Below are 22,134 nucleotides of genomic sequence, written 5' to 3' on the forward strand. Positions count from 1 at the left end.
TGAATCGCCGAATCGTCGAATCGCCAAGGCCGTACATCGCAACCGATAAAACAAGAGGCTCGACATGCAAGTTTTCTGGTTCATCCCCACCCACGGCGACAGCCGCTACCTGGGCACCTCCGAAGGGGCGCGCGAAGTCAACTTCGACTACCTGAAGCAGATCGCCGTGGCCGCCGATACGCTGGGCTACGAAGGCGTGCTGATTCCCACCGGCCGCTCGTGCGAAGACCCTTGGGTGGCCGCGTCGGCCCTGGCTGCCGTGACGCGCCAGCTGAAGTTTCTGGTGGCCGTGCGGCCGGGTCTGATGACCCCAACGCTGGCTGCGCGCATGGCCGCCACGTTCGACCGCGTGTCGGGCGGCCGCCTGCTGGTGAACCTGGTGACCGGCGGCGATGTGGCCGAGCTGGAAGGCGACGGGCTGTTCCTGGATCATGCGGCGCGCTACGAGGCGTCGTCCGAGTTCATCCGCGTCTGGCGCGACGTGCTGGCGGCCAGCCACGACAACGGCGACATCAGCTTCGAGGGCAAGCACATCACCGTGAAGGGCGCGCGGGTGCTGTACCCGCCGGTGCAGCGCCCGCATCCGCCGGTCTATTTCGGCGGATCGTCGGCGGCCGCGCATGACCTGGCTGCCGAGCAGGTAGAGACCTACCTGACCTGGGGCGAGCCGCCGGCAGAGGTGGCGAAGAAGATCGCCGATGTGCGCGCCCGGGCCGCGAAGCATGGCCGCACGGTGCGCTTCGGCATCCGCCTGCACGTGATCGTGCGCGAAACCGAAGCGGCGGCATGGGCGGCTGCCGACGAACTGATCAGCCGGCTCGACGACGACACCGTGGCCCGTGCCCAGGCCGTCTTCGCGAAGATGGATTCCGAAGGCCAGCGCCGCATGGCGGCCCTGCATGCCGGCGGCGCCAAGCGGACCCGCGAGGCGCTGGAAATCAGCCCGAACCTGTGGGCCGGCGTGGGGCTGGTGCGCGGCGGCGCGGGCACGGCCCTGGTGGGCGACCCGCAGACCGTGGCGGCGCGCATCGAGGAATACGCCGCGCTGGGCATCGACACGTTCATTTTCTCGGGCTATCCGCATCTGGAAGAAGCGTACCGCTTTGCCGAACTGGTCTTCCCGCTGCTGCCGCGCTCGGTGCGCGACAAGCTGCCCGGGCAGGTGCTGTCGGGCCCGTTTGGCGAAGTGATGGCCACCGGCATCGTGCCACGGGCATCGCAGAGTTGAGGAGGCGCACACATGACGACGCCCCTGTCGAACCAGGCCGCCAAAAAAACCGCGAACAAGGCGGCGAAGAGAACCCCGGCGCAGGCCGTGGCACCGTGGATCGTGCCGGTGCTGCTGATCGTGGTCTGGCAGGCCGCCTCGCAACTGGGGTGGCTGTCGAACCGGGTGTTGCCGGCACCGCTGGCCGTGGTGGAGGCGGCGTGGTCGCTGGCCGTATCCGGCGAGCTCTGGCGCCACGTCTGGGTCAGCACCTGGCGGGCGCTGATCGGGCTGGCCGTGGGCGGCGGGCTGGGCCTGGCGCTGGGCCTGCTGACCGGCACGTTCCGCACGGCGGCCACGCTGCTCGACAGCACGCTGCAGATGGTGCGCAACATCCCCACGCTGGCGCTGATCCCGCTGGTGATCCTGTGGTTCGGCATCGACGAGACCGCCAAGCTGTTCCTGGTGGCGCTGGGGGTGTTCTTCCCGGTGTACCTGAACACGTACCACGGCATCCGCGCGGTGGACCCGGGGTTGGTCGAAATGGCGCGCAGCTATGGCCTGTCGGGCTGGCGCCTGTATCGCGAAGTGATCCTGCCCGGCGCGCTGCCGAACATCCTGGTGGGCGTGCGGTTTTCGCTGGGCCTGATGTGGGTGATCCTGATCGTGGCCGAGACCATTTCGGCGCAGTCGGGCATTGGCTACATGACGATGAATGCGCGTGAATTCCTGCAGACCGACGTGGTGCTGGTCGGCATCCTGCTCTACGCGCTGCTGGGCAAGCTGGCCGATGTGCTGTCGCGCGCGCTGGAGCGGTTCTGGCTGCGCTGGCATCCGGGCTACCAGACCAACTGACAAGGAGAGATCCCCATGCAAACGCTATTTCCCGTGGAGCAGGCCGCGCTGGCGTGGGCCGAGCGCGATCTGGCCCGGCGTGACGTGGCCCGCCGCGAGGCAGCTGCCGAAGCGCGCCAGACGCCGGCGGCCGCTGGCATCGCGCTGCGCGTGCAGCAGGTGGTCAAGTGTTACGACGGCCGCGAAGTGCTGCATGGCATCGACCTCGATGTGACGCCGGGCGAGTTCGTCGCCATCGTCGGGCGCAGCGGCTGCGGCAAGAGCACGCTGCTGCGGCTGGTGGCCGGGCTGGAGCCGGCCGACGAGGGCGCGGTGCTGCTCGACCATCAGCATGGGCGCCAGCTGGATCGCCAGCAAAGCCGGACCTTGCAGGACAGTATCCGCGTGATGTTCCAGGATGCGCGGCTGTTGCCCTGGAAGCGTGTACTCGACAACGTCGCGCTGGGCCTGCCGCGCGAGCGCCGCGCCGATGCCGCGGCCGTGCTGGCGCAGGTGGGGCTGGCCGAGCGTGCCGACGAATGGCCTGCGCGGCTGTCGGGCGGCCAGCGCCAGCGCGTGGCCCTGGCGCGCGCGCTGGTCCACCATCCGCGCCTGCTGCTGCTGGACGAGCCGCTGGGCGCGCTCGATGCGCTGACCCGCATCGACATGCAGGCGCTGATCGAATCGCTGTGGCGCCGGCTCGGTTTCACGGCGCTACTCGTCACACACGATGTATCGGAGGCCATTGCGCTGGCCGATCGCGTGGTGCTGATCGAGGACGGCCGCATCGCGTTGGACCAGCGCGTGGCGCTTGAGCGTCCGCGCCAGCGCGGATCGGCGGCGTTTGCGCAACTCGAAGACACCGTCCTGCGCCGCGTGATGCGGCAGCCATCGACAGTGTCTGCACCATCAACGAATCTTCACGCCCGGCCCGCCGAGGAGCTTCTATCATGAGCAATCAGGCGAACCGCGCGTACCGACATGGACGTCACCATGAGCCACGCTTCCGCAGCTTTTGCACCTTCCGCAACCTCCGCACTCGAACGCTACCTTGAAACACTGCCGCGCGAGCCGGTGCCCGGCCGCGAGCTGTGGCGCGACGCGCGCGGGCAGGTGCAGGGCCAGTACTTCAACTGTTCGCTGACCAGCGCGTTCGACCCGCTGGTGACGCTGGCCGACCGCGAGGTGGTGGCCCACGAGGGCTCCATCCGCACCTATGCCGAAGACGGCGTGGGGCTGGCCGCCTGGAAGCTGTTCGCGATGGCGGCCGACGATGCGTCGCTGGTGTCGCTGGACCGCCTGTCGCGGCTGGTGCACGCGATGAACTACTTCGCGGCGCACGGCGAGCGCAAGCTCGTGCTCAATGTGCATAACCGCCTGCTGGCGGCGGTGGCCGACGATCACGGCGCGGCATTCCGACGCGCGTTGGAATCGCTGGGCCTGCCCGTGGACCGTTTCGTGATTCAGGTGCCTGCCAGCGCCAATGACGACCTGCCGCTGCTGCTGCACGTGGTGGGCAACTATCGCCGCAACGGGTTTGCGGTGAGCCTGCAGGCATCCGACCCGGCCGAGGCCGGCGCACTGATGGCGCATGCGCTGCCCGACTGGCTCAAGCTCGACATGCGCCGTATCTGGACGGACCGCCAGCTTGCCGGCCTGCGCGCCAGCGCCGAGGGCGCCGGTGTCACGCTGATCGGCCGGCGGCTGCAGAACGACGAAGCCGTGGAGCGGCTGCAGAACGCGGGCATCGCGCTGGGGCAGGGCGAGGCCGTGGCCGGCGGTCCGGTGCCGGCACGGCATTTGCGAGAGCCGTTGCAGACAGGCAGTGCTTCCTAGGCGGCATCGCCCTGGCGGCACTGGCTGGCCGGTAGCGCCTGTCTGCGAACATCGACCGGCGCTCGGCAATCTTGTTGCAGTTCCCCATAAGTCCTGAACAACGAAGCACCGAAGCAGAGAAGGAGAGCGCGTATGGCGGCATCGACTCTATCGGGCGGTGTCGCGCGGCTGGAAGTGCCGCGCGGCCTGCAGATCCTGACCGTACCGGGCCTGCATGGCAGCGGGCCCGCACATTGGCAAAGCCGTTGGGAAGGGCTCTACCCGGACTGGCAGCGCATCGAGCAGCACGACTGGGGACGCCCCAGCCTGCCGCTGTGGGCCGAGCGGGTCTCGGAAGGGGTATCGCGGGCACTTCGCGTGGCGTCGCGCGGCGCGGTGCTGGTGGCGCACAGCTTTGGCTGCCTGGCGACGCTGCGCCAGGCGTCGCTGGATCCGGTGGGCATCGCCGGCGCGCTGCTGGTGGCCCCGGCCGATCCGGACAAGTTCGGCGTGGGCGGCTTGCTGCCCACGTGGCGGCTGCCGTTTCCGACGGTGCTGGTGGCCAGCACCAATGATCCGTGGATGTCGCAACGCACCGCGTTCAGCTGGGGCACGCTGTGGGGCAGCGAACTGGTGGATGCGGGGGCGCTTGGCCATATCAATGCCGATTCGCACCTCGACGACTGGCCGGCAGGCCAAGCCTTGCTCGCCACTTTGCTGCAACGGATCGACTCCGAGGGCCGTATCCTGCACCTTGGCGATGGATCGGACAGCTGGGAAGCGTCCGCGGATGTCGCACAGACATCGCCTTATATCTAAAACGTCTAAGAAAATTCGGAAAGATTCGTTCTTTTTATAAGGGCGCATCTGCAAAATTTGTCTCGTACGCCGGCGCCTTATGCGCCGGTTTCATAAGACGAGACACGCATGCCTTCCTCGATATCCCTGGCGGACGCGCCCCCGCCGACGGTCAATGCCGCGCCCCTGCGCGCGGCGCCGGCCCAGCGATTTACCGTGTTGCCGGGTTTCGGGCTGTCGCTTGGCTTCACGATCTTCTACCTGACGCTGATCGTGCTGATCCCGCTGTCGGCGGTGTTCCTGAAGACCTTCACGCTGACCTGGGATGGCTTCTGGGCGACGGTGGGCAACCCGCGCGTGGTGGCATCGCTGGAACTGAGCTTTGGCGCGTCGCTGATTGCGGCCATCGTCAACACGGCCTTTGGGCTGGTGGTGGCCTGGGTGCTGGTGCGCTACCGCTTCTTCGGCAAGCGATTTATCGATGCGTTGGTAGACCTGCCGTTCGCGTTGCCCACGGCCGTGGCCGGTATCGCCCTGACCGCGCTGTTCGCCGGCAACGGCTGGATCGGCCGCTGGCTGGAGCCGCACGGGATCAAGGTGGCGTTCACGCCACTGGGCGTGGTGGTGGCGCTGACCTTTATCGGGCTGCCGTTCGTGGTGCGCACGGTACAGCCGGTGCTGGAAGACGTGGAACGCGAACTGGAGGAAGCGGCGGCCAGCCTGGGCGCGTCGCGCCTGCAGACGTTCGGGCGGGTGATCCTGCCGGCCATCCTGCCGGCGCTGCTGACAGGCTTCGCGCTGTCGTTCGCGCGTGCCACCGGTGAGTACGGATCGGTGGTTTTCATCTCCGGCAACATGCCGATGGTGTCCGAGATCGCGCCGCTGATGATCTATTCGAAGCTGGAACAGTACGACTATGCCGGCGCCACCGCGGTGGCCGTGGTGATGCTGGTGATCTCGTTCGTGCTGCTGTTGCTGATCAACCTGCTGCAGGCCTGGACGCGCCGCCACCAGACCGGTGCCCGCGCGGCCGCGCTGCCTGACGGCAACCCGGAGGCGAACTGACATGGCCGGCGCTGTATCCCGACTGGGCGGCCAGGCTGCCGCCCGACATCCGCACGACGCCACGGGCGAATCGCCGTGGGTGCGCTATACGCTGATTACCGTGGCGGTGCTGTTCCTGGCGCTGTTCCTGTTCGTGCCGCTGGCTTCGGTGTTCTACGAGGCGCTGCGCAAGGGCCTGGACACCTACCTGGCGGCGCTGACCGAGCCCGACGCGGTGGAGGCCATCAAGCTGACGCTGACCGTGGCGGCCATCGCGGTGCCGCTGAACGTGGTGTTCGGCGTGGCGGCGGCCTGGGCCATCGCCAAGTTCGACTTCCGGGGCAAGAACCTGCTGATCACGCTGATCGACCTGCCGTTCTCGGTGTCGCCGGTGATCTCGGGCCTGATCTACGTGCTGATGTTCGGCGCGCAGGGCTGGTTCGGCCCGTGGCTGGAGGCCCACGACATCAAGATCATGTTCGCGGTGCCGGGCATCGTGCTGGCCACGATCTTCGTGACCTTCCCGTTCGTGGCGCGCGAGCTGATTCCGCTGATGCAGGCGCAGGGCAGCGAAGAGGAAGAGGCGGCCATCGTGCTGGGTGCGTCGGGCTGGCAGACGTTCTGGCACGTGACGCTGCCAAACATCCGCTGGGGTCTGCTGTACGGCGTGATCCTGTGCAATGCGCGGGCGATGGGCGAGTTCGGCGCCGTGTCGGTGGTATCGGGCCATATCCGGGGCCTGACCAACACCATGCCGCTGCACGTGGAAATTCTCTACAACGAATACAACTTCGCGGCCGCGTTCGCCGTGGCGTCCCTGCTGACGCTGCTGGCGCTGGTCACACTCGGAATCAAGACGCTGGTGGAAGTGCGCGCCAGCCGTGAACACGCATCGGAAGGGCAGCCATCATGAGCATTCAGGTCAGGAACGTGCAAAAGCGGTTTGGCGATTTTGTGGCGCTCAACGACGTCTCGCTGGACTTTGCCGAAGGAGAACTGACGGCGCTGCTGGGGCCGTCCGGCTGCGGCAAGACCACGCTGCTGCGCATCATCGCCGGCCTGGAACGGGCCGACGCGGGCCAGGTGGTGCTGGCCGGGCAGGATGCCTCGTCGACGCATGTGCGCCAGCGCAACGTGGGCTTTGTGTTCCAGCACTACGCGCTGTTCAAGCACATGACTGTGTTCGAGAACGTGGCCTTCGGCCTGCGCGTGAAACCGCGCGCCGAGCGCCCGTCCGAGGCCAGGATCCGCGAGAAGGTGAAGTCGCTGCTGGAACTGGTGCAGCTGGACTGGCTGGGCGACCGCTACCCGGCACAGCTGTCGGGCGGCCAGCGCCAGCGTATCGCGCTGGCCCGGGCGCTTGCCGTGGAGCCGCGTGTGCTGCTGCTCGACGAACCGTTCGGTGCGCTCGACGCCAAGGTGCGCAAGGAACTGCGCCGCTGGCTGCGCCGCCTGCATGACGAACTGCACGTGACCAGCGTGTTCGTGACCCACGACCAGGAAGAGGCGCTTGAAGTGGCCGACCAGGTGGTGCTGATGAACCGTGGCGCCGTGGAGCAGTTCGGCACGCCCGAGGCGGTCTACAACCATCCGGCCACACCGTTCGTGTTCGGCTTCCTCGGCAACGTGAACCTGTTCCACGGCCGGCTGGAAGTGGGCGACAGCGGCGGGCTGCTGCATACGGGCGAGGCGGTGCTGCCCGTGGTGGGCAGCGGCCACGAGACGGCGGGCGATGCGGTGGCCTACGTCCGGCCGCACGACCTGGAACTGGAACGCTACGCGCCGGGCACCGATGGCATTGCTGTCACGCTGCGCCGTGCGCTGACGCTGGGCCCGGTGGCCCAGCTGGAACTGGAGCGCGAAGACAACCAGGACGTGATCGAGGTGGCGCTGCCGCTGGAACGCTTCCGGCACCAGGGCTTCCGCGAGGGCGAACTGCTGGCGGTGCGTCCGCGCCAGCTGCGCGTGTTCAACCGCAACCAGACAACAACACAGGAACAAGGGGCGGCACGATGAATTTCCAGCAACTGCGTTCGATTCGCGAGGCGGTGCGCCGCCAGTTCAACCTGACCGAAGTGGCCAACGCGCTGTACACGTCGCAGCCCGGCGTGTCGCGCCAGATCCGCGAGCTCGAGGAAGAGCTTGGCGTGGAGATCTTCGAGCGTTACGGCAAGCGGCTGACCGGCCTGACCGAGCCGGGGCGCGAGATCGTGCGCATCGTCGAACGGCTGCTGCTCGAAGCCGAAAACCTGCGCCAGGCCGGCGACGAGTTCGCGGGCCGCCATACCGGCCGCCTGACCGTGGCCACCACGCACACGCAGGCGCGCTACGCGCTGCCCAAGGTGGTGCAGAGCTTCCGGCGCGAATATCCCCACGTCACGCTGGCGCTACAGGAAGCGTCGCCGTCGCATATCGTGGAACTGCTGCTGACGGGGCAGGCCGATATCGGCATCGCCACCGAGGCGGTGGCGAGCGAGGCGGGGCTGACGTCGTTCGAGGCCTATAGCTGGCAGCACGTGATCGTGGTGTCGCCGGAGCATCCGCTGACGCGCCTGCCCGAGCCCACGCTAGAGGACCTGTGCAACTTCCCCATCATCACCTACGACGCCGGCTTTACCGGGCGCCGCAAGATCGATGGCGCGTTTGCCGCCGCCGGGCTGCAGCCGGAGATCGTGCTGACCGCCATGGATGCCGACGTGATCAAGACCTATGCCGAACTGGAACTGGGCGTGGGGATCATCGCGTCGATGGCCTACGACTCGCGCAAGGACGCCGGCCTGACGCAGATTTCGGCCGCTCACCTGTTCGAGCCGAATACCACCAGCGTGGCCGTGCGGCGCGGCGCCTACCTGCGCGGCTACGCCCATGCGTTCATCAACATGTTCGCGCCGCACCTGTCGCGCGACACCGTATCAACCGCGCTGGCCGAAGCGACCAGTCGCCTGGCCGTGGCGGCCTGAGGCCGCCTGAGGGCCGCCGGATACTGGCCCGATCGCCGCCTTGACCGCTGCCCGGGCCATCCGGGCAGCCACCGGCCCGCCACCCGATGCACCGCCCGGGCGGGCCGTCCCGCGCCAGCCCGGGACGCCGCATGCCTTCAAACGGGCGTACGACCCGCTGGTCGAATCCCTGCACCAATCGCGCCATTTCCCGCCGGTTCGTCGCACGACGCTTTCTTCCCGTCGCGCTCCGGCGTAAAGTGCCCTTCATCGCAGCGCCCGGCAGCCACCGAATGCCCGGGCCGCTGCCTATGCTGCAGTGCATCACAGATTTGCACGCGGTTTGTGGAGCAGAAGGAGGGAGAGAGATATGCGCATGTCGTGCGCGGTGCCGTCACGGCTCAATATTCTTGCGCGAGACCTGCTGTTCGTGCTCTGCATGAACACCGTCATCGCGGTCAGCCTCAACTATGGCTTCCAGACCGGCGGCACGCTGGTACAGAACTTTGTCTACAGCCAGCTGATCGGCCTGTCGATCTGGGTACTGATCGACGTGCCGCGCGTGCTGATCTGGTGGAACGACCGCCCGCGCCGCTGGCCGTTCATGTGCCTGGCCGTGGTAGCCGTGCCGATGGGCGTGGTGCTGGGCAGCTGGGCCACGCGCGAACTGCTGCACCTGCCCGAGAAATCCGCGGCCGCCACCGGCGACATGCTGCGCATGTGCCTGATCGTCGGCATGCTGGCGTCGGCCAGCATGATCTATTTCTACTGGTCGCGTGAAAAGCTGGCCTATCTGGAACGCCAGGCGGCGCTGGACGCCCTGCAGCGCGAGGAGGCCGAAAAGCAGCTGGTGCGCGCCCAGTTGATGGCGCTGCAGGCGCAGATCGAGCCGCACTTCCTGTTCAATTCGCTGGCCAACCTGGACGGCCTGATCGCCACCGACCCGCGTGCGGCGCGCCAGCTGCTGCAGCGGCTGATCGGCTTCCTGCGCATGTCGCTGTCGCACACGCGCGCCGAGCATTGCACGCTGGCGCAGGAATTCGAACTGCTGCGCAGCTACCTCGACATCCAGGGCATGCGCTTCGGCGCGCGGCTCGACTACGCCGTGGATTTGCCGCCGGCGCTGGCCGATGCCGAGATTCCGCCGATGCTGATCCAGCCGCTGGTGGAAAACGCGGTCACGCATGGCATCGAACCCTGCATGCGCGGCGGCAAGATCGTGCTGTCCGCACGTCAGGCCGAGGACGGCAGCCTGCAGGTGCTGATTGCCGATACCGGCGTGGGCTTCTGCCAGAGCGGCAAGAGCGGGTCCGGCCTGGGCCTGACCCATGTGCGCGAACGGCTGGCGCGCATTTTTGGCGCGGCGGCCACGATGCAGATGGAAGAAAACGTGCCGCGCGGCGTGGTGGTGCGGCTGACGCTGCCGCTCACGCGCAGCACCGAGCCGACCTTCGTGCCGATGCGCGCCGCGCCGGACGCGCGCCCTGCGCCGCCCGCCACCGTGGCGCCGGCCATCTCCCGTACCTGAGCGCGCCCGAGCCCCGCCCCCTGAACCGTTCTGTCCCTGACATCCGTCCCCCATGTCTCCGACCCTGCTGATCGCCGACGACGAGCTGCTGCTCGCCCGCGTTCTCGAAGCCGAACTGAAAGCCCTGTGGCCCGAAGCCACGATCGTGTCCGTGGTGCATGACGGCATGGCCGCGCTGGACGCCGCGCGCGCCCACCGGCCCGACGTGGCCTTCCTGGATATCCGCATGCCGGGCATGAGCGGCATGGACGTGGCGCGCGAACTGATCGAGTTCGACCACCCGCCGCTGGTGGTGTTCGTCACCGCGTACGACCAGTTTGCGCTGGAAGCCTTCGAGCGCGCGGCGGTGGACTACGTACTGAAGCCCGTGCAGCACGAACGGCTGGAGGCCACGGTGGGGCGCCTGAAGGCGCGCCTGAGTGCCAAGGCCGCCGAAGCGGGCAGGGCGGCCGGCAACGACGAGGGGGATGACGGCGACGAGGCAGCCGCCACCGACATCGGCACCATGGTCGACACCGACCGGCTGGCGCAACTGCTGCAGCGGCTGGAGTCGCTGGAGCAGCCCGCCGCCGCCCCGCGCGGCCACTACCTGCGCTTTATCAAGGCGCTGGTAGGGCAGGAAGTACGCATCATCCCGGTCGATGAAGTGGTGTATCTGGAGGCCACCGACAAGTACGTGAACGTGGTGTCCACCGGCGGCGAGGCGCTGATCCGCACCAGCCTGCGCGAACTGACGCAGCGGCTGGACCCCGACCGCTTCTGGCAGATCCATCGCGGCACGGTAGTCAATATCGATTGCGTGGCCAGCGCCGTGAACCAGTCGCTGGGGCGCCTGTCGCTGAAGCTGCGCGACCGGCCGGAGTCGCTGCCGGTTGCGCGGCAGTACGCGCACCTGTTCAAGCAGATGTAGGGCCTCCCGGGCCGGTGCCGAACGGGGCCGACCGGGCCGGTATGGGCCGCCTGCACCACGGCGGGGAAAACGGGCGCGAAGGTTCCGCTGCCACGCGGCTTCCTCTACCATGGGGTTCCCTGTTCCCTGTTCCCTGTTCCCTGTTCCCTGTTCCCTGTTCCGTCAGCCAAGGATTGCGCCATGCAGCGAGTGTTTGTCTACGGCACCCTTCGTGCCGGCGAGGTCAACGATCTGAACCGGGCCGCCGCGCGGCATGGCATCGGCGCGGCGACGCTGGTCGGCACGGCCAGCATTGCCGGGCGGCTCTATGACTTCGGCACGTATCCCGGCCTGGTGCTCGATGCGTCGGCCGGCCCGGTGCTGGGCGACGTGTACGACATTCCCGACGCGCTGCTGCCGGTGCTCGACGAGATCGAAGAGGTCTATCCCGGGCAGGCCACGCTGTTCATCCGCGAAACGCAGGCCGTGATGCTGGACGGCGCGCCGACCGATTGCCTGCTGTACCCGGTGGCGGACGCTGCGGTGGCCGGGCTGGCCCGCATCGACGGGGGTGACTGGGTGGCCTATCGCCAGGCGCGTGACACCGCCGCGGCGGCCTGAAGACGAAACATTTCAAACGCCGTCACGCGGCACGTGACGGCGGTAGCATGGCTGGCGATGACATCCGGTGCTGTCAACGCACAACGCCCGCCCATGACCCAGCCGCCCCCGCCCGCGCCTTCCGCAAGGGCTCCGCTTCGATTCCATGTCCAGTCCGGCCGTGTCCGCCTTGCCGCCTCGGCCTGGGGCGATCCCACGCATCCCGTGGTGGTGCTGGTGCATGGCTATCCCGACAACAGCGAGGTGTGGCACGGCGTGGCGCAGGCACTGGCGGCGCGGTTCCATGTCATTGCCTACGACGTGCGCGGGGCGGGGCAGTCCGATGCACCGCCTGACGTGGCCGACTATCGCCTGGAACGGCTGGCCGACGACTTCATTGCCGTGATCGACGCCGTGTCGGCGGACCGGCCGGTGCATCTGGTGGGCCATGACTGGGGATCGATCCAGGGCTGGGAGTTCGTGACCGATCCGCGCCTGTACGGCCGCATCGCCTCGTTCACGTCGTGCTCGGGGCCGTGCCTGGACCACGCCGCCAGCGCGTTGCGTGCCGGTGGCCGCCGCAGTCTCGGGCAATGGGGCGCCACGCTGCGCCAGGCGCTGGCGTCGTGGTACATCGTGTTCTTTCATATCCCGCTGCTGCCCGAATGGAACTGGAAGCTCTGGCTCGGGCGCGGCTGGCCGTTCTGGCTGCGCCACACCGAAGGGCTGCACGTGCCAGCCAATCCCACGCAGACGGCGGACGGCATCCACGGGCTGCGGCTGTATCGCGCCAATCTCCGCGCACGGCTGCGCGCGCTGCGCGAACGCCGGGCGCATGCGCCGGTGCAGGTCATCGTGCCTACGCGCGACCGCTACGTGCGGCCCGCCGTGACCGAGGATCTGGGCCGCTGGGTGGCCCGGCTATGGCGCCGCCAGATCGATGCGCATCACTGGCTGCCGTTGTCGCATCCGCAACGCATGGCGGCGATGGTGGGCGAGTTTGTCGACCATCTCGATGGCGCGGCCGCTTCACCTGCGCTGGAAGCCGCCCGTGTCGACCCGGAGGCTGCCAGAATTTCATGATGCGGAATGATGTTTTGGTCCGCAAAAATCCGGGCGTGATAACGGCCCCGGCATTTCTCATCCTGAAAAATGTCTTGCCGTATCGTGAAAAGACGAAGCTAACGCTTTGATTTTTATCAATTAAAAAACTGTGCGCCGGCGACCATCGGCGCTTGTTGCAACGCGGGAAGGTTCTCTACACTCTTATATAAGACACATGACCTGAGACGCCAAAGACACAGCGTCCCGGGTCCCCCGGGCAAGCCGCCGCCGGGGAGCCGTCGCCGATTTCCATGCCATCTCGACATTGCTACAGGAGAGTGAACATGACGACCCGCCAACAACAGATCGATGCCCTTCAAAAGGACTGGGATAGCAACCCGCGCTGGAAGGGCGTGCAACGTCATTACACGGCCGAAGACGTGGTCAGGCTGCGGGGTTCGGTCCAGATCGAGCACACGCTGGCCCGCCGGGGCGCGGAAAAGCTCTGGCAGCTGCTGAACACCGAGCCGTTCGTCAATACGCTGGGTGCGCTGACGGGCAACCAGGCCCTGCAGCAGGTCAAGGCCGGCCTGAAGGCCATCTATCTGTCGGGCTGGCAGGTGGCTGGCGATGCCAACCTGGCCGGCGAGATGTACCCGGACCAGTCGCTGTACCCGGCCAACTCGGTGCCGATGGTCGTCAAGCGCATCAACAACACGTTCCAGCGGGCCGACCAGATCCAGTGGAGCGAAGGTACGGGCGACACCGACTTCTTCGCGCCGATCGTGGCCGATGCCGAGGCCGGCTTCGGCGGCGTGCTGAACGCATTCGAACTGATGAAGTCGATGATCGAAGCGGGCGCCGCCGGCGTCCATTTCGAAGACCAGCTGGCGTCGGTGAAGAAGTGCGGCCACATGGGTGGCAAGGTGCTGGTGCCCACCCGCGAGGCCGTGGCCAAGCTGACCGCCGCGCGCCTGGCCGCCGACGTGTCGGGCGTGCCCACGCTGGTGATCGCGCGCACCGATGCCGAGGCCGCCGATCTGGTGACCTCGGACGTGGACGAGCGCGACCAGCCGTTCCTGACCGGCGAGCGCACCGTGGAAGGCTTCTTCCGTTCAAAGGCCGGCATCGACCAGTCGATTGCCCGCGCGCTGGCCTACGCCGAAGTGGCCGACCTGGTGTGGTGCGAAACCGGCAAGCCGGACCTGGAGTTTGCGAAGAAGTTTGCCGAAGCCGTGCATGCCAAATTTCCCGGCAAGATGCTGGCCTATAACTGCTCGCCGTCGTTCAACTGGAAGAAGAACCTCGACGATGCCACGATCGCCAAGTTCCAGCGCGAACTGGGCGCCATGGGCTACAAGTTCCAGTTCATCACGCTGGCCGGCTTCCATTCGCTGAACTACTCGATGTTCAACCTGGCCCACGGCTACGCGCGCAACCAGATGTCGGCCTTCGTGGAACTGCAGGAAGCCGAGTTTGCCGCCGCCGAGAAGGGCTTCACCGCCGTCAAGCACCAGCGCGAAGTGGGCACCGGGTACTTCGACGCCGTGACGCAGACCATCGAAGGCGGCCAGTCGTCGACGACCGCGCTCAAGGGATCGACCGAAGACGAACAGTTCTTCGACAAGAAGGTGGCCTGAGCCACCTGACCGGAAAGGGGATTCGGGGACGGCGCGCGACCATCGCGCCGTCAGTTTGGCACCGCGCCGCAAGACCTGCGGCGCGGCTTTTTTCGAGAGGCACCTTCGTTTTTCTGGCACCTCTCGGTGTGGGAGCTATCGGTAGACGATCACCGGAATATCGGTATGCGTGAGCACTTTCTGCGTTTCGCTGCCGAGCAGCAGGCCTGACAGGCCGCGCCGGCCGTGCGAGGCCATGAAGATCACATCGCAGCCATGGCGTTCCGCCGCGTCGATGATGCCCAGGTACGGCACGGCGAAGGTGGTCATGTCGGCGTCGAAGGGCAGGCCGGCGGCCACGGCAGCGTTCTCGATTTCCTTCAGGTACAGCCGGGCCTGGTTCTCGATGCGTTCCTTGAACGCCTGGGGCGCCTCGACCACGATCTCGCTGAAGGGCGTATACGGATATTCCTCAAGACAGACGTAGGCGGTAACGCGGGCATTGATGGCCTTGGCCAGTTCCAGGCCGCCGTCTATGGCCTTCTTGGACAGCTCCGAACCGTCGGTGGGCAGCAGGATGTGCTTGAACATACCGGACTCCTTTCGCGAGTGGGAACGGGTGCAGGCCAGCGCGGCGCCTGTCTGCATCGATTGTAGTCAGTGTGCAGTGTTCGTCATTGTGAAATATCAAGATTCTGCGATTGACAGCGCACGGACGGTGCTACGCGACGACGGCGTGGACTTCGGCGGCGGCGCTGCTGGGCGCCTGTTCGGCGCGGCGCCAGTAGGCCGGGTTGCCGTAGGTGTTCTTGAGATGGTCGATAAACAGTCGCACGCGCAGCGGCAGGTGCTTGCGTTGTGGAAAGACGGCGTGGATGCCGATGGGCGGCGCCTGGAATTCGTCGAGGACGGTCACCAGCCGGCCGCTGCCGATTTCCTGCCCCACTTCCCACCAGGAGCGCCAGGCCAGGCCGTGACCCTGCAGGCACCAGGCGTGGAGCACGGCCCCGTCGGTGCATTCCATGTTGCCGCCCACCTTGACGGTGACGGCGCGGCCGTCCTGCTGGAACACCCAGCCGCGCTGCACGTTGGCGCTGGCGCCGAAGTGCAGGCAGTTGTGGCGGGCCAGGTCATCGGGCAGGGCCGGGGTCCCGGCGCGCGCCAGGTATTCGGGCGACGCCACGACCACGCGACGGTTTTCGGCCAGGCGGATCGACACCAGGCTGGAATCGGGCAGGTCGCCCAGGCGGATGGCGCAGTCAAAGCCCTCGTTGACCAGGTCGACCACGCGGTCGGACAGGTCGAGCGTGAGCGTGACGTCGGGATGGGATTCGATGAACAGCGGCACCAGCGGCGCCACGTGCTTGCGGCCGAAACCGGCCGGCGCGGTGATGCGCAGGTGGCCGCTGGCCTTGACCCCGCCGGCGGAGACGCTGGCTTCGGCATTGTGGAGGTCGTTGAGGATGCGCTGGCAGTCTTCGAGAAACGCGGAGCCTTCGAACGTCAGGGTGATCTTGCGGGTGGTGCGCACCAGCAACTTGACGCCCAGCCGCTCTTCCAGGGCATCGATGCGGCGGCCGATGATGGCCGGCGCAACGCCTTCGGCGGCTGCGGCAGCGGACAGGCTGCCACGTGACGCCACCGATACAAATGTCTCCAGTTGCTTGAAGTGGTCCACGAAAGATAGCTCGGTTGTAGGCGAGTCTTGAGAAGGATGGCCAAGATTAGTAGTGCAAAAGTAAAAGATCAAGTGACAGCGCGCCTATTTGCCGCACTGCAGCGCATCACTAGAATTCCATGCATTCAATCGTGTACAGGTCCATTCAGTCCTTGGCGTTTTGAGAGATGAACAAAATCCGCGCGGTCCTCTTCGATGCTTACGGCACGCTGTTCGACGTGTATTCGGTCACGGCGCGCGCCGAGCAGCTGTTCCCGGGCAAGGGCGAGGCGCTGGCCCTGCTGTGGCGCGAGCGGCAGATCGACTACACCCGGCTGCGTTCGCTGGCCGCGCCGGACGGGGCGCGCTACAAGCCGTTCTGGGACATCACGATCGATGCCCTGCGCTATGCCGCCGAGCGGCTGGCATTGAAGCTCGATGACACCGCGCAGGCGCAGCTGCTCAAGGAATATGCGTGCCTGTCGGCGTTTCCGGAAAACCTGGCGGCGCTCAAGCGCCTGCGGCGGGCCAACCTGCCGCTGGGCATCCTGTCCAACGGCAACCCGGAGATGCTCGATATCGCGGTCAAGAGCGCCGGCATGCACGGGCTGTTCGACCATGTGCTGTCGGTCGATGCCGTGAAGCAGTACAAGACCGCGCCGGCCGCGTACGCGCTGGGCCCGAAAGCCTTCGACCTGCCGGCCGGCGAGATCCTCTTTGTCTCGTCGAACTGCTGGGATGCCTGTGGCGCCACGTGGTTTGGCTACACCACCTACTGGATCAACCGTGCCGGCCATCCGGCGGAGCGCCTGGACGTGGCGCCCACCGGCACCGGGCACGACATGAACGACCTGCTTGCCTTCGTTGCCGCCTCGGGCGCAACGGTCTGACAGGCGGGCCCCCTTGAACACACCATCGCACCATCGCACCTACAGGAGAAGACTGATGGCTATCACGCTGCCCGCGGGCATGAAGATTACCGGCGAGATCCTGCCGGCTTACGAAGACATCCTCACGCCGGAAGCCCTGGCCCTGGTCGACAAGCTGCACCGCGCCTTCGAGCCGCGCCGCCAGGAACTGCTGGCCGCGCGCGTGGAACGCGCCAAGCGCCTGGACGCCGGCGAAATTCCCGATTTCCTGCCGGAAACGAAGCACATCCGCGAAGGCGACTGGAAGGTTGCCCCGGTGCCCAAGGCGCTGGAATGCCGCCGCGTGGAAATCACCGGCCCGGTGGAAGCCAAGATGGTCATCAACGCCTTCAACTCGGGCGCTGACAGCTACATGACCGACTTCGAGGACTCCAACACCCCGAACTGGCACAACCAGATGCAGGGCCAGGTGAACCTGAAGGCCGCCGTGCGCCGCACGCTGACGCTGGACAGCAACGGCAAGCACTACAAGCTCAACGACAAGATCGCCACGCTGCAGGTGCGTCCGCGCGGCTGGCACCTGGACGAAAAGCACGTCACGATCGACGGCAAGCGCGTCTCGGGCGGCATTTTCGATTTCGCGCTGTTCCTGTTCCATAACGCCCGCGAGCAGATCGCCCGCGGCGCCGGCCCGTTCTTCTACCTGCCGAAGATGGAAAGCCATCTGGAAGCGCGGCTGTGGAACGATGTCTTCGTGATGGCCCAGAAGGAAGTTGGCTTGCCGCAAGGCACGATCAAGGCCACGGTGCTGATCGAAACCATCCTGGCCGCGTTCGAAATGGAGGAAATCCTATACGAACTGCGCGACCACAGCGCCGGCCTGAACGCCGGCCGCTGGGATTACATCTTCTCGTGCATCAAGAAGTTCAAGGTGGACAAGAACTTCTGCCTGGCCGACCGCGCCAAGGTGACGATGACCGCGCCGTTCATGCGCTCGTACGCGCTGCTGCTGCTGAAGACCTGCCACAAGCGCGGCGCGCCCGCCATCGGCGGCATGAGCGCCCTGATCCCGATCAAGAACGATCCGGAAAAGAACGCCATCGCCATGGAAGGCATCATCAGCGACAAGCGTCGTGACGCCACCGACGGCTACGACGGCGGCTGGGTGGCCCACCCGGGCCTGGTCGAGCCGGCGATGAAGGAATTCGTGGCCGTGCTGGGCGACAAGCCGAACCAGTTCGAGAAGCAGCGCATGGACGTGGAAGTGAAGGCCGCCGACCTGCTGAACTTCCAGCCCGAAACGCCGATCACCGAACACGGCCTGCGCATGAACATCAACGTCGGCATCCACTACCTGGGTGCCTGGCTGGCCGGCAACGGCTGCGTGCCGATCCACAACCTGATGGAAGACGCCGCCACGGCCGAGATCTCGCGTTCGCAGGTCTGGCAGTGGATTCGCTCGCCGAAGGGCAAGCTCGAGGACGGCCGCAAGGTCACCGCCGAACTGGTGCGCGCGCTGATTCCGGAAGAACTGGCCAAGGTCAAGGAAGTGGCCGGCAGCGGCCCGACCTACGACCGCGCCGCGAAGATCTTCGAGCAAATGTCGACGTCCGAAGACTTTGCCGAATTCCTGACCCTGCCGCTGTACGAGGAAGTCTGACCCTCCGTTGCCTTGTGTGTGCGCCCCGCTCCCGCCTGTGGGAGCGGGGCGGAAGAGAGGGGAGAGGGGCTGGCAGAACCGCCGACCCTCTCCCCCAAACGCCTTTCCCGCATGCGGGAGAGGCGCCCCCCTCAGGCGCTTGCTCGCGCGCCGTAGCCGGTTCCCTTCCACTCGATAAAACACAGTCCGTGCCCGAACGGGTCGGACAGCATCGCCTGGCGGCCCCAGTCGAACTCCCGTGGCCAGTCTTCGATTTCCGCACCGGCGCTGAGCGCGCGCTCGATGGCCGGTTCCAGCGACTCGACCACGAAATCCAGATGCACCGGGGTCCAGTGCCGCACGTAGTCGCGCCGGGTGTCGGCCCGGGTAGTGGCCAGCGTGCCCGGCGCCTTGGCCAGCAGATACACCGGCGCGCAGGCGCCGTGCAGCTCGGCCACCGTGCCGTCGAACAGCTTGCGGTTGAGCCGCAATCCCAGTCCTGCCTCATAAAAGCCGATGCCGCGGTCAAGGTCATCGACGTCGATGTTGATCAACAACTCCATGCCTGCCTCCTGAGCGTTCTCCCGATGCGCGGCGCAGGGCGGCCGCTCCTGACGGCTCCTGACGCATTCCGGACACCGGGCCAGCATTGTGCGCCCGGCCTCCTGACACAAGCTGTCAGGAGTGATGTGCAGGCCGCCACCCCGAACGGGTGGCCCGGGGACGGACAGCGGCGCGCGGGAGGCCCCATAATACGGAAATCTACGATCTGGAGAGTCAAGTTGCGATTCGAACACCTGGTGGAAATCAATGACCCAGGCAACCCCACGCTGGAGCCGCTGACGCCGGACCAGCTCTGGCAGGGCCTTGTGCTGCGGGCGGAATCGCCGGAACTGTTCATGCTCGGGCTCGATAGCGCCGAGATCGTCGGCCGGGGCGACGGCTGGATCGAGCGCGTGCTGCATTTCGGCAAGGCCAGCGTGAGCGACCGCGTGGCCTACGAGCCGCGCCGCGCGGTGCGGTACGAGTCGGCCCCGACGGCCGAGCACGCGGGCGGTACGCTGGAGATGATCATCGAGACCCCGGCGCCTGGCGCGCTGCTGGTCCGCTTCATCTACCAGACCACCATGCCCAACGTGGACGCCAGCGGCGACAACCGCTACGCCGAGATCGTCAAATCCGCCTATCACGAGGCCGATCTCGATACGGTCCGCAAGATTCGCGAAATCGCTGCGACGGGACGGCTCGGGTGAGCCGCCCATCCACTGCGCCGGCACGTACCGGCAGCGGGGATGCCAACGGAGGAGGAACTGGCGGACCGCAGGCGCCGGGCGGACCCGGGGAGACGGAGCCATCGTCCGGGCGTCGCGGCGGCCCGACCCGTGCCGACCTGCGCGCCCGCCATGGCGACCGCCTGCGCTGGCTGATCCTGGTCACGCTGATGCTGGGCACGATGTCGTCGATCGTGTCGTCGACCATCGTGAACGTTGCCATCCCCGATCTGAGTCGGCATTTCGACCTGGGCCAGGAGCGCGCCCAATGGGTGGCGGCCAGCTTCATGATCGCCATGACGCTGTCGATGCTGCTGACGCCGTGGCTGCTCAACCGCTACGGCCTGCGCCGCACGTTCATCGGCACGCTGGTGCTGCTGGGCGGGGGCGGGCTGATCGGCGGATTCTCGCCCACCTTCGGCGTGATGCTGGCCATGCGCGTGGCCGAGGGCATTGCGGCCGGCATCATGCAGCCGCTGCCCAATATCTTCATCCTGCGCGTGTTCGATGAACGCGAGCAGGGCAAGGCGCTGTCGCTGTTCGGGTTTGGCGTGGTGCTGGCGCCGGCCATCGGGCCCAGCGTCGGCGGCTTCCTGGTCGAGCTGTTCGGCTGGCGGTCCATCTTCTTCGTGGTGGTGCCGCTGACGCTGGCCGGCTGGTGGATGGCGCGGCGCTACATGGCCGTCGATTCGGCGATGATGGGCGAGCGCAAGCCGCTGGACTGGCGCGGCCTGGCCCTGGTGGGCGTGGCGACGGTGAGCCTGCTCAACGGCCTGGTGGAAATGCGCACCAACGCCGGCGAAGGCGTCGGGCTGGCCGTGTTCGGCGTGCTGATGCTGGCGGCGTTCGTGGCGTGGCAGTTGCGCGCGCCCGATCCGCTGATGAACATGCGTCTCTACAGCTATCGCCAGTTCTCGGCCGGTGCCGTGGTGGCCTTCATCTATGGCGCGGGGCTGTTCGGGTCCACCTACCTGCTGCCGGTCTACATGCAGATGGCGCTGTCCTATACGCCGTCGGCGGCGGGCCTGGTGCTGATGCCGGCCGGCATTGCGCTGGCGGTGACCATCGCGGTGGCCGGCCGCCTGACCAACCGCATCCTGCCGCACCGCCAGGTGTCGTTCGGGCTGGCGCTGCTGGCGGGCTCGTTCCTGCTGATGGCCACCGGATCGATGGCCACGCCATACGTGCTGCTGGTGCTGTACGCGGTGATCGGCCGCATCGGCCTGGGCTGCATCCTGCCTTCGCTGACGCTGGGGTCGATGCGGGGCGTCGATTTCTCGATGATTCCGCAGGGTTCCAGCTGCATCAACTTCCTGCGGCAGCTGGGTGGGGCGATTGGCGTGAGCCTGGCCGGGGTGGGCCTGCAATGGCGCCTGGCCGAGCATGGCGCGGTGCTGGGCCGCGGCGGCGACGCGGCGGCGCAGGCCGCGCGCATCCAGGCCTTCGACGAAACCTTTCTGGCCGTGGGGATCGTGATCGCCACGGCCATGCTGGCCGCGTGGCGTATCCGCCCGCGGCCGCTGCCCGGGAACTGACGCCCGCGCCTGCGGGCGTTTCCGATGGTTATTGCAGCAAGGGCAGTTCGTTGCGCTGGTAGCAGACGCCGGCCAGGAATCCGCTCAGCACCGACGCGGCTTCGCGCCCGCCAGCCGGGCGGGCCTGGATGGCCGAGACGGCGAATTCGGTCAGCGCCACCATGGGGGCGGAGGGCGGGTTGCCGCCTTCGACCAGCGCGCGCTTCGCGCCATAGCCGTGCGTGCGCATGTCCACCGCGGCGGACATCGCCGTCGCGGCATAGACGGTGCAGGACTTGTAACGGACGGGATCGTAGGCCGGGGCCGCAGGCTCGGCGGGACGGGACGGCGCACGCGGCGCGGCCATCAGCGCCGTGGACAGCGTCAGCGCGCAAACGCTGAACAGCACTCGGTAGGTCTTCATGTCTTCCTGAATCACGACACTGTTGCCAGATACATTGCGGATGGTCTGGTTATCGGCAGGAAAGACAAGGGGCTGAATGGGGGGAGCAAAAGCGGCGGACGGCCGGGACCGTCCGCAGGGGCAAGGCCAGGTTCAGCTGGCGCGGCCGGCCAGCAGGTCGCCCACCAGTTCGATGTACTTCTGCCTGGCCTCGTCCTGGGTGGTGCCCTTGAGGGCTTCCCAGGCCTCGAACTTGTAGCGGCCGACGAAATCGGTCATGCCGGGCTTGTCGCCGTGGGCGTCGCCCTCGGCACCTTGCTTGTACAGCGCGTACAGGCGCAGCAGCGTCATGTTGTTGGGGCGCTCCGACAGCGTCTTGACGTCGATTTGGGCCTGGTCGAATTGGGCTTGCAGGTCGCTCATGGGGTCTCCGTGTGGCAATGCGTTGGACAGGCGATGATAAG

General features: G+C 67.0%; 23 protein-coding genes. 18 read left to right on the forward strand and 5 right to left on the reverse strand.

All coding sequences use genetic code 11. The features are described from left to right. Positions 1-64 precede the first annotated feature (64 nt). The 14 genes from ssuD to aceA all read left to right on the forward strand — a co-directional run bounded on the left by ssuD (position 65) and on the right by aceA (position 14,338). The gene (gene ssuD, locus AC3G88_RS04865) at positions 65-1,228 is read left to right on the forward strand and encodes an FMNH2-dependent alkanesulfonate monooxygenase (protein ID WP_400395017.1); all 1,164 of its coding nucleotides are present in this window, start codon (positions 65-67) and stop codon (positions 1,226-1,228) included. Positions 1,229-1,240: 12 nt separating this feature from the next. Continuing rightward, positions 1,241-2,062 carry an aliphatic sulfonate ABC transporter permease SsuC gene (gene ssuC, locus AC3G88_RS04870; RefSeq protein ID WP_488770286.1) on the forward strand — a complete coding sequence of 274 codons (822 nt, stop codon included), beginning with the start codon at positions 1,241-1,243 and terminating at the stop codon, positions 2,060-2,062. 15 nt (positions 2,063-2,077) lie between these two features. Continuing rightward, complete coding sequence (locus AC3G88_RS04875) at positions 2,078-2,995, forward strand: ATP-binding cassette domain-containing protein (RefSeq protein ID WP_488770285.1); 918 nt, start codon at positions 2,078-2,080, stop codon at positions 2,993-2,995. Between the two features lie 39 nt (positions 2,996-3,034). Beyond that, on the forward strand, positions 3,035-3,877 hold the full coding sequence (locus AC3G88_RS04880) for an EAL domain-containing protein (protein ID WP_488770284.1): 843 nt from the start codon (positions 3,035-3,037) through the stop codon (positions 3,875-3,877). Positions 3,878-4,009: 132 nt separating this feature from the next. Further along, on the forward strand, positions 4,010-4,675 hold the full coding sequence (locus tag AC3G88_RS04885; RefSeq protein WP_400394859.1) for an RBBP9/YdeN family alpha/beta hydrolase: 666 nt from the start codon (positions 4,010-4,012) through the stop codon (positions 4,673-4,675). A gap of 108 nt (positions 4,676-4,783) precedes the next feature. Then, entirely contained in the window at positions 4,784-5,719 is a 936-nt protein-coding gene (cysT, locus tag AC3G88_RS04890; RefSeq protein WP_153945180.1) for a sulfate ABC transporter permease subunit CysT, read from the forward strand. 1 nt (position 5,720) lies between these two features. Then, a complete protein-coding gene (gene cysW / locus AC3G88_RS04895; protein ID WP_488770283.1) occupies positions 5,721-6,611 on the forward strand; it encodes a sulfate ABC transporter permease subunit CysW in 891 nt (296 codons plus the stop codon). Continuing rightward, positions 6,608-7,714, forward strand: a complete 1,107-nt coding sequence (locus tag AC3G88_RS04900) for a sulfate/molybdate ABC transporter ATP-binding protein (protein ID WP_400394866.1) — start codon at positions 6,608-6,610, stop codon at positions 7,712-7,714. Before cysW ends, AC3G88_RS04900 begins: the two co-directional genes overlap by 4 nt. Beyond that, positions 7,711-8,658, forward strand: coding sequence for a CysB family HTH-type transcriptional regulator (locus tag AC3G88_RS04905; RefSeq protein WP_153945177.1), 948 nt, complete (start codon positions 7,711-7,713; stop codon positions 8,656-8,658). Before AC3G88_RS04900 ends, AC3G88_RS04905 begins: the two co-directional genes overlap by 4 nt. A gap of 349 nt (positions 8,659-9,007) precedes the next feature. After that, positions 9,008-10,165 (forward strand): sensor histidine kinase, encoded by a 1,158-nt coding sequence (locus AC3G88_RS04910; RefSeq protein ID WP_488893140.1) that lies wholly within the window; start codon positions 9,008-9,010, stop codon positions 10,163-10,165. Positions 10,166-10,217: 52 nt separating this feature from the next. Further along, entirely contained in the window at positions 10,218-11,075 is an 858-nt protein-coding gene (locus tag AC3G88_RS04915) for a LytR/AlgR family response regulator transcription factor (RefSeq protein ID WP_488893141.1), read from the forward strand. A 180-nt stretch (positions 11,076-11,255) separates the two neighbouring features. Then, positions 11,256-11,675, forward strand: coding sequence for a gamma-glutamylcyclotransferase family protein (locus AC3G88_RS04920; protein ID WP_488770280.1), 420 nt, complete (start codon positions 11,256-11,258; stop codon positions 11,673-11,675). A gap of 93 nt (positions 11,676-11,768) precedes the next feature. Continuing rightward, complete coding sequence (locus AC3G88_RS04925; protein ID WP_488893142.1) at positions 11,769-12,737, forward strand: alpha/beta fold hydrolase; 969 nt, start codon at positions 11,769-11,771, stop codon at positions 12,735-12,737. Between the two features lie 305 nt (positions 12,738-13,042). Beyond that, positions 13,043-14,338: an isocitrate lyase gene (aceA, locus tag AC3G88_RS04930; protein WP_488770278.1), complete on the forward strand. Its 1,296-nt coding sequence runs from the start codon at positions 13,043-13,045 to the stop codon at positions 14,336-14,338. A 135-nt stretch (positions 14,339-14,473) separates the two neighbouring features. Here the strand turns inward: aceA and AC3G88_RS04935 are convergent, their stop codons facing one another. Next, positions 14,474-14,908: a universal stress protein gene (locus AC3G88_RS04935; protein ID WP_153945171.1), complete on the reverse strand. Its 435-nt coding sequence runs from the start codon at positions 14,906-14,908 to the stop codon at positions 14,474-14,476. 130 nt (positions 14,909-15,038) lie between these two features. Continuing rightward, positions 15,039-15,995 carry a substrate binding domain-containing protein gene (locus tag AC3G88_RS04940; protein WP_488770277.1) on the reverse strand — a complete coding sequence of 319 codons (957 nt, stop codon included), beginning with the start codon at positions 15,993-15,995 and terminating at the stop codon, positions 15,039-15,041. A gap of 167 nt (positions 15,996-16,162) precedes the next feature. On the opposite strand from AC3G88_RS04940, the gene AC3G88_RS04945 reads away from it, so the two are divergent. Together AC3G88_RS04945 and aceB are read left to right on the forward strand one after the other, a co-directional pair. After that, a complete protein-coding gene (locus AC3G88_RS04945) occupies positions 16,163-16,864 on the forward strand; it encodes a haloacid dehalogenase type II (protein ID WP_400394846.1) in 702 nt (233 codons plus the stop codon). Positions 16,865-16,919: 55 nt separating this feature from the next. Next, the gene (gene aceB, locus AC3G88_RS04950) at positions 16,920-18,503 is read left to right on the forward strand and encodes a malate synthase A (protein ID WP_153945169.1); all 1,584 of its coding nucleotides are present in this window, start codon (positions 16,920-16,922) and stop codon (positions 18,501-18,503) included. 131 nt (positions 18,504-18,634) lie between these two features. On the opposite strand, the gene AC3G88_RS04955 is transcribed toward aceB, so the two are convergent. Continuing rightward, on the reverse strand, positions 18,635-19,045 hold the full coding sequence (locus AC3G88_RS04955) for a VOC family protein (protein ID WP_153945168.1): 411 nt from the start codon (positions 19,043-19,045) through the stop codon (positions 18,635-18,637). A 219-nt stretch (positions 19,046-19,264) separates the two neighbouring features. Between AC3G88_RS04955 and AC3G88_RS04960 the strand changes: the two genes are divergently transcribed. After that, entirely contained in the window at positions 19,265-19,735 is a 471-nt protein-coding gene (locus AC3G88_RS04960; RefSeq protein ID WP_066733424.1) for an SRPBCC family protein, read from the forward strand. A 137-nt stretch (positions 19,736-19,872) separates the two neighbouring features. Continuing rightward, positions 19,873-21,288, forward strand: a complete 1,416-nt coding sequence (locus AC3G88_RS04965; RefSeq protein WP_488770761.1) for a DHA2 family efflux MFS transporter permease subunit — start codon at positions 19,873-19,875, stop codon at positions 21,286-21,288. A 28-nt stretch (positions 21,289-21,316) separates the two neighbouring features. Here AC3G88_RS04965 and AC3G88_RS04970 read toward each other — a convergent pair whose 3' ends face one another. Together AC3G88_RS04970 and AC3G88_RS04975 are read right to left on the reverse strand one after the other, a co-directional pair. After that, positions 21,317-21,691: a hypothetical protein gene (locus AC3G88_RS04970; protein ID WP_153945167.1), complete on the reverse strand. Its 375-nt coding sequence runs from the start codon at positions 21,689-21,691 to the stop codon at positions 21,317-21,319. 132 nt (positions 21,692-21,823) lie between these two features. Next, entirely contained in the window at positions 21,824-22,093 is a 270-nt protein-coding gene (locus AC3G88_RS04975; protein WP_474226611.1) for an acyl-CoA-binding protein, read from the reverse strand. Positions 22,094-22,134: the final 41 nt, after the last annotated feature.

The organism is Cupriavidus sp. 86D6 (assembly GCF_057815095.1).

Coding starts and splice junctions, on each gene's coding strand:
- ssuD (WP_400395017.1), top strand. CDS start 65: ATGCAAGTTTTCTGGTTCATCCCCACCCACGGCGACAGCCGCTACCTG.
- ssuC (WP_488770286.1), top strand. CDS start 1,241: ATGACGACGCCCCTGTCGAACCAGGCCGCCAAAAAAACCGCGAACAAG.
- AC3G88_RS04875 (WP_488770285.1), top strand. CDS start 2,078: ATGCAAACGCTATTTCCCGTGGAGCAGGCCGCGCTGGCGTGGGCCGAG.
- AC3G88_RS04880 (WP_488770284.1), top strand. CDS start 3,035: ATGAGCCACGCTTCCGCAGCTTTTGCACCTTCCGCAACCTCCGCACTC.
- AC3G88_RS04885 (WP_400394859.1), top strand. CDS start 4,010: ATGGCGGCATCGACTCTATCGGGCGGTGTCGCGCGGCTGGAAGTGCCG.
- cysT (WP_153945180.1), top strand. CDS start 4,784: ATGCCTTCCTCGATATCCCTGGCGGACGCGCCCCCGCCGACGGTCAAT.
- cysW (WP_488770283.1), top strand. CDS start 5,721: ATGGCCGGCGCTGTATCCCGACTGGGCGGCCAGGCTGCCGCCCGACAT.
- AC3G88_RS04900 (WP_400394866.1), top strand. CDS start 6,608: ATGAGCATTCAGGTCAGGAACGTGCAAAAGCGGTTTGGCGATTTTGTG.
- AC3G88_RS04905 (WP_153945177.1), top strand. CDS start 7,711: ATGAATTTCCAGCAACTGCGTTCGATTCGCGAGGCGGTGCGCCGCCAG.
- AC3G88_RS04910 (WP_488893140.1), top strand. CDS start 9,008: ATGCGCATGTCGTGCGCGGTGCCGTCACGGCTCAATATTCTTGCGCGA.
- AC3G88_RS04915 (WP_488893141.1), top strand. CDS start 10,218: ATGTCTCCGACCCTGCTGATCGCCGACGACGAGCTGCTGCTCGCCCGC.
- AC3G88_RS04920 (WP_488770280.1), top strand. CDS start 11,256: ATGCAGCGAGTGTTTGTCTACGGCACCCTTCGTGCCGGCGAGGTCAAC.
- AC3G88_RS04925 (WP_488893142.1), top strand. CDS start 11,769: ATGACCCAGCCGCCCCCGCCCGCGCCTTCCGCAAGGGCTCCGCTTCGA.
- aceA (WP_488770278.1), top strand. CDS start 13,043: ATGACGACCCGCCAACAACAGATCGATGCCCTTCAAAAGGACTGGGAT.
- AC3G88_RS04935 (WP_153945171.1), bottom strand. CDS start 14,908: ATGTTCAAGCACATCCTGCTGCCCACCGACGGTTCGGAGCTGTCCAAG.
- AC3G88_RS04945 (WP_400394846.1), top strand. CDS start 16,163: ATGAACAAAATCCGCGCGGTCCTCTTCGATGCTTACGGCACGCTGTTC.
- aceB (WP_153945169.1), top strand. CDS start 16,920: ATGGCTATCACGCTGCCCGCGGGCATGAAGATTACCGGCGAGATCCTG.
- AC3G88_RS04955 (WP_153945168.1), bottom strand. CDS start 19,045: ATGGAGTTGTTGATCAACATCGACGTCGATGACCTTGACCGCGGCATC.
- AC3G88_RS04970 (WP_153945167.1), bottom strand. CDS start 21,691: ATGAAGACCTACCGAGTGCTGTTCAGCGTTTGCGCGCTGACGCTGTCC.
- AC3G88_RS04975 (WP_474226611.1), bottom strand. CDS start 22,093: ATGAGCGACCTGCAAGCCCAATTCGACCAGGCCCAAATCGACGTCAAG.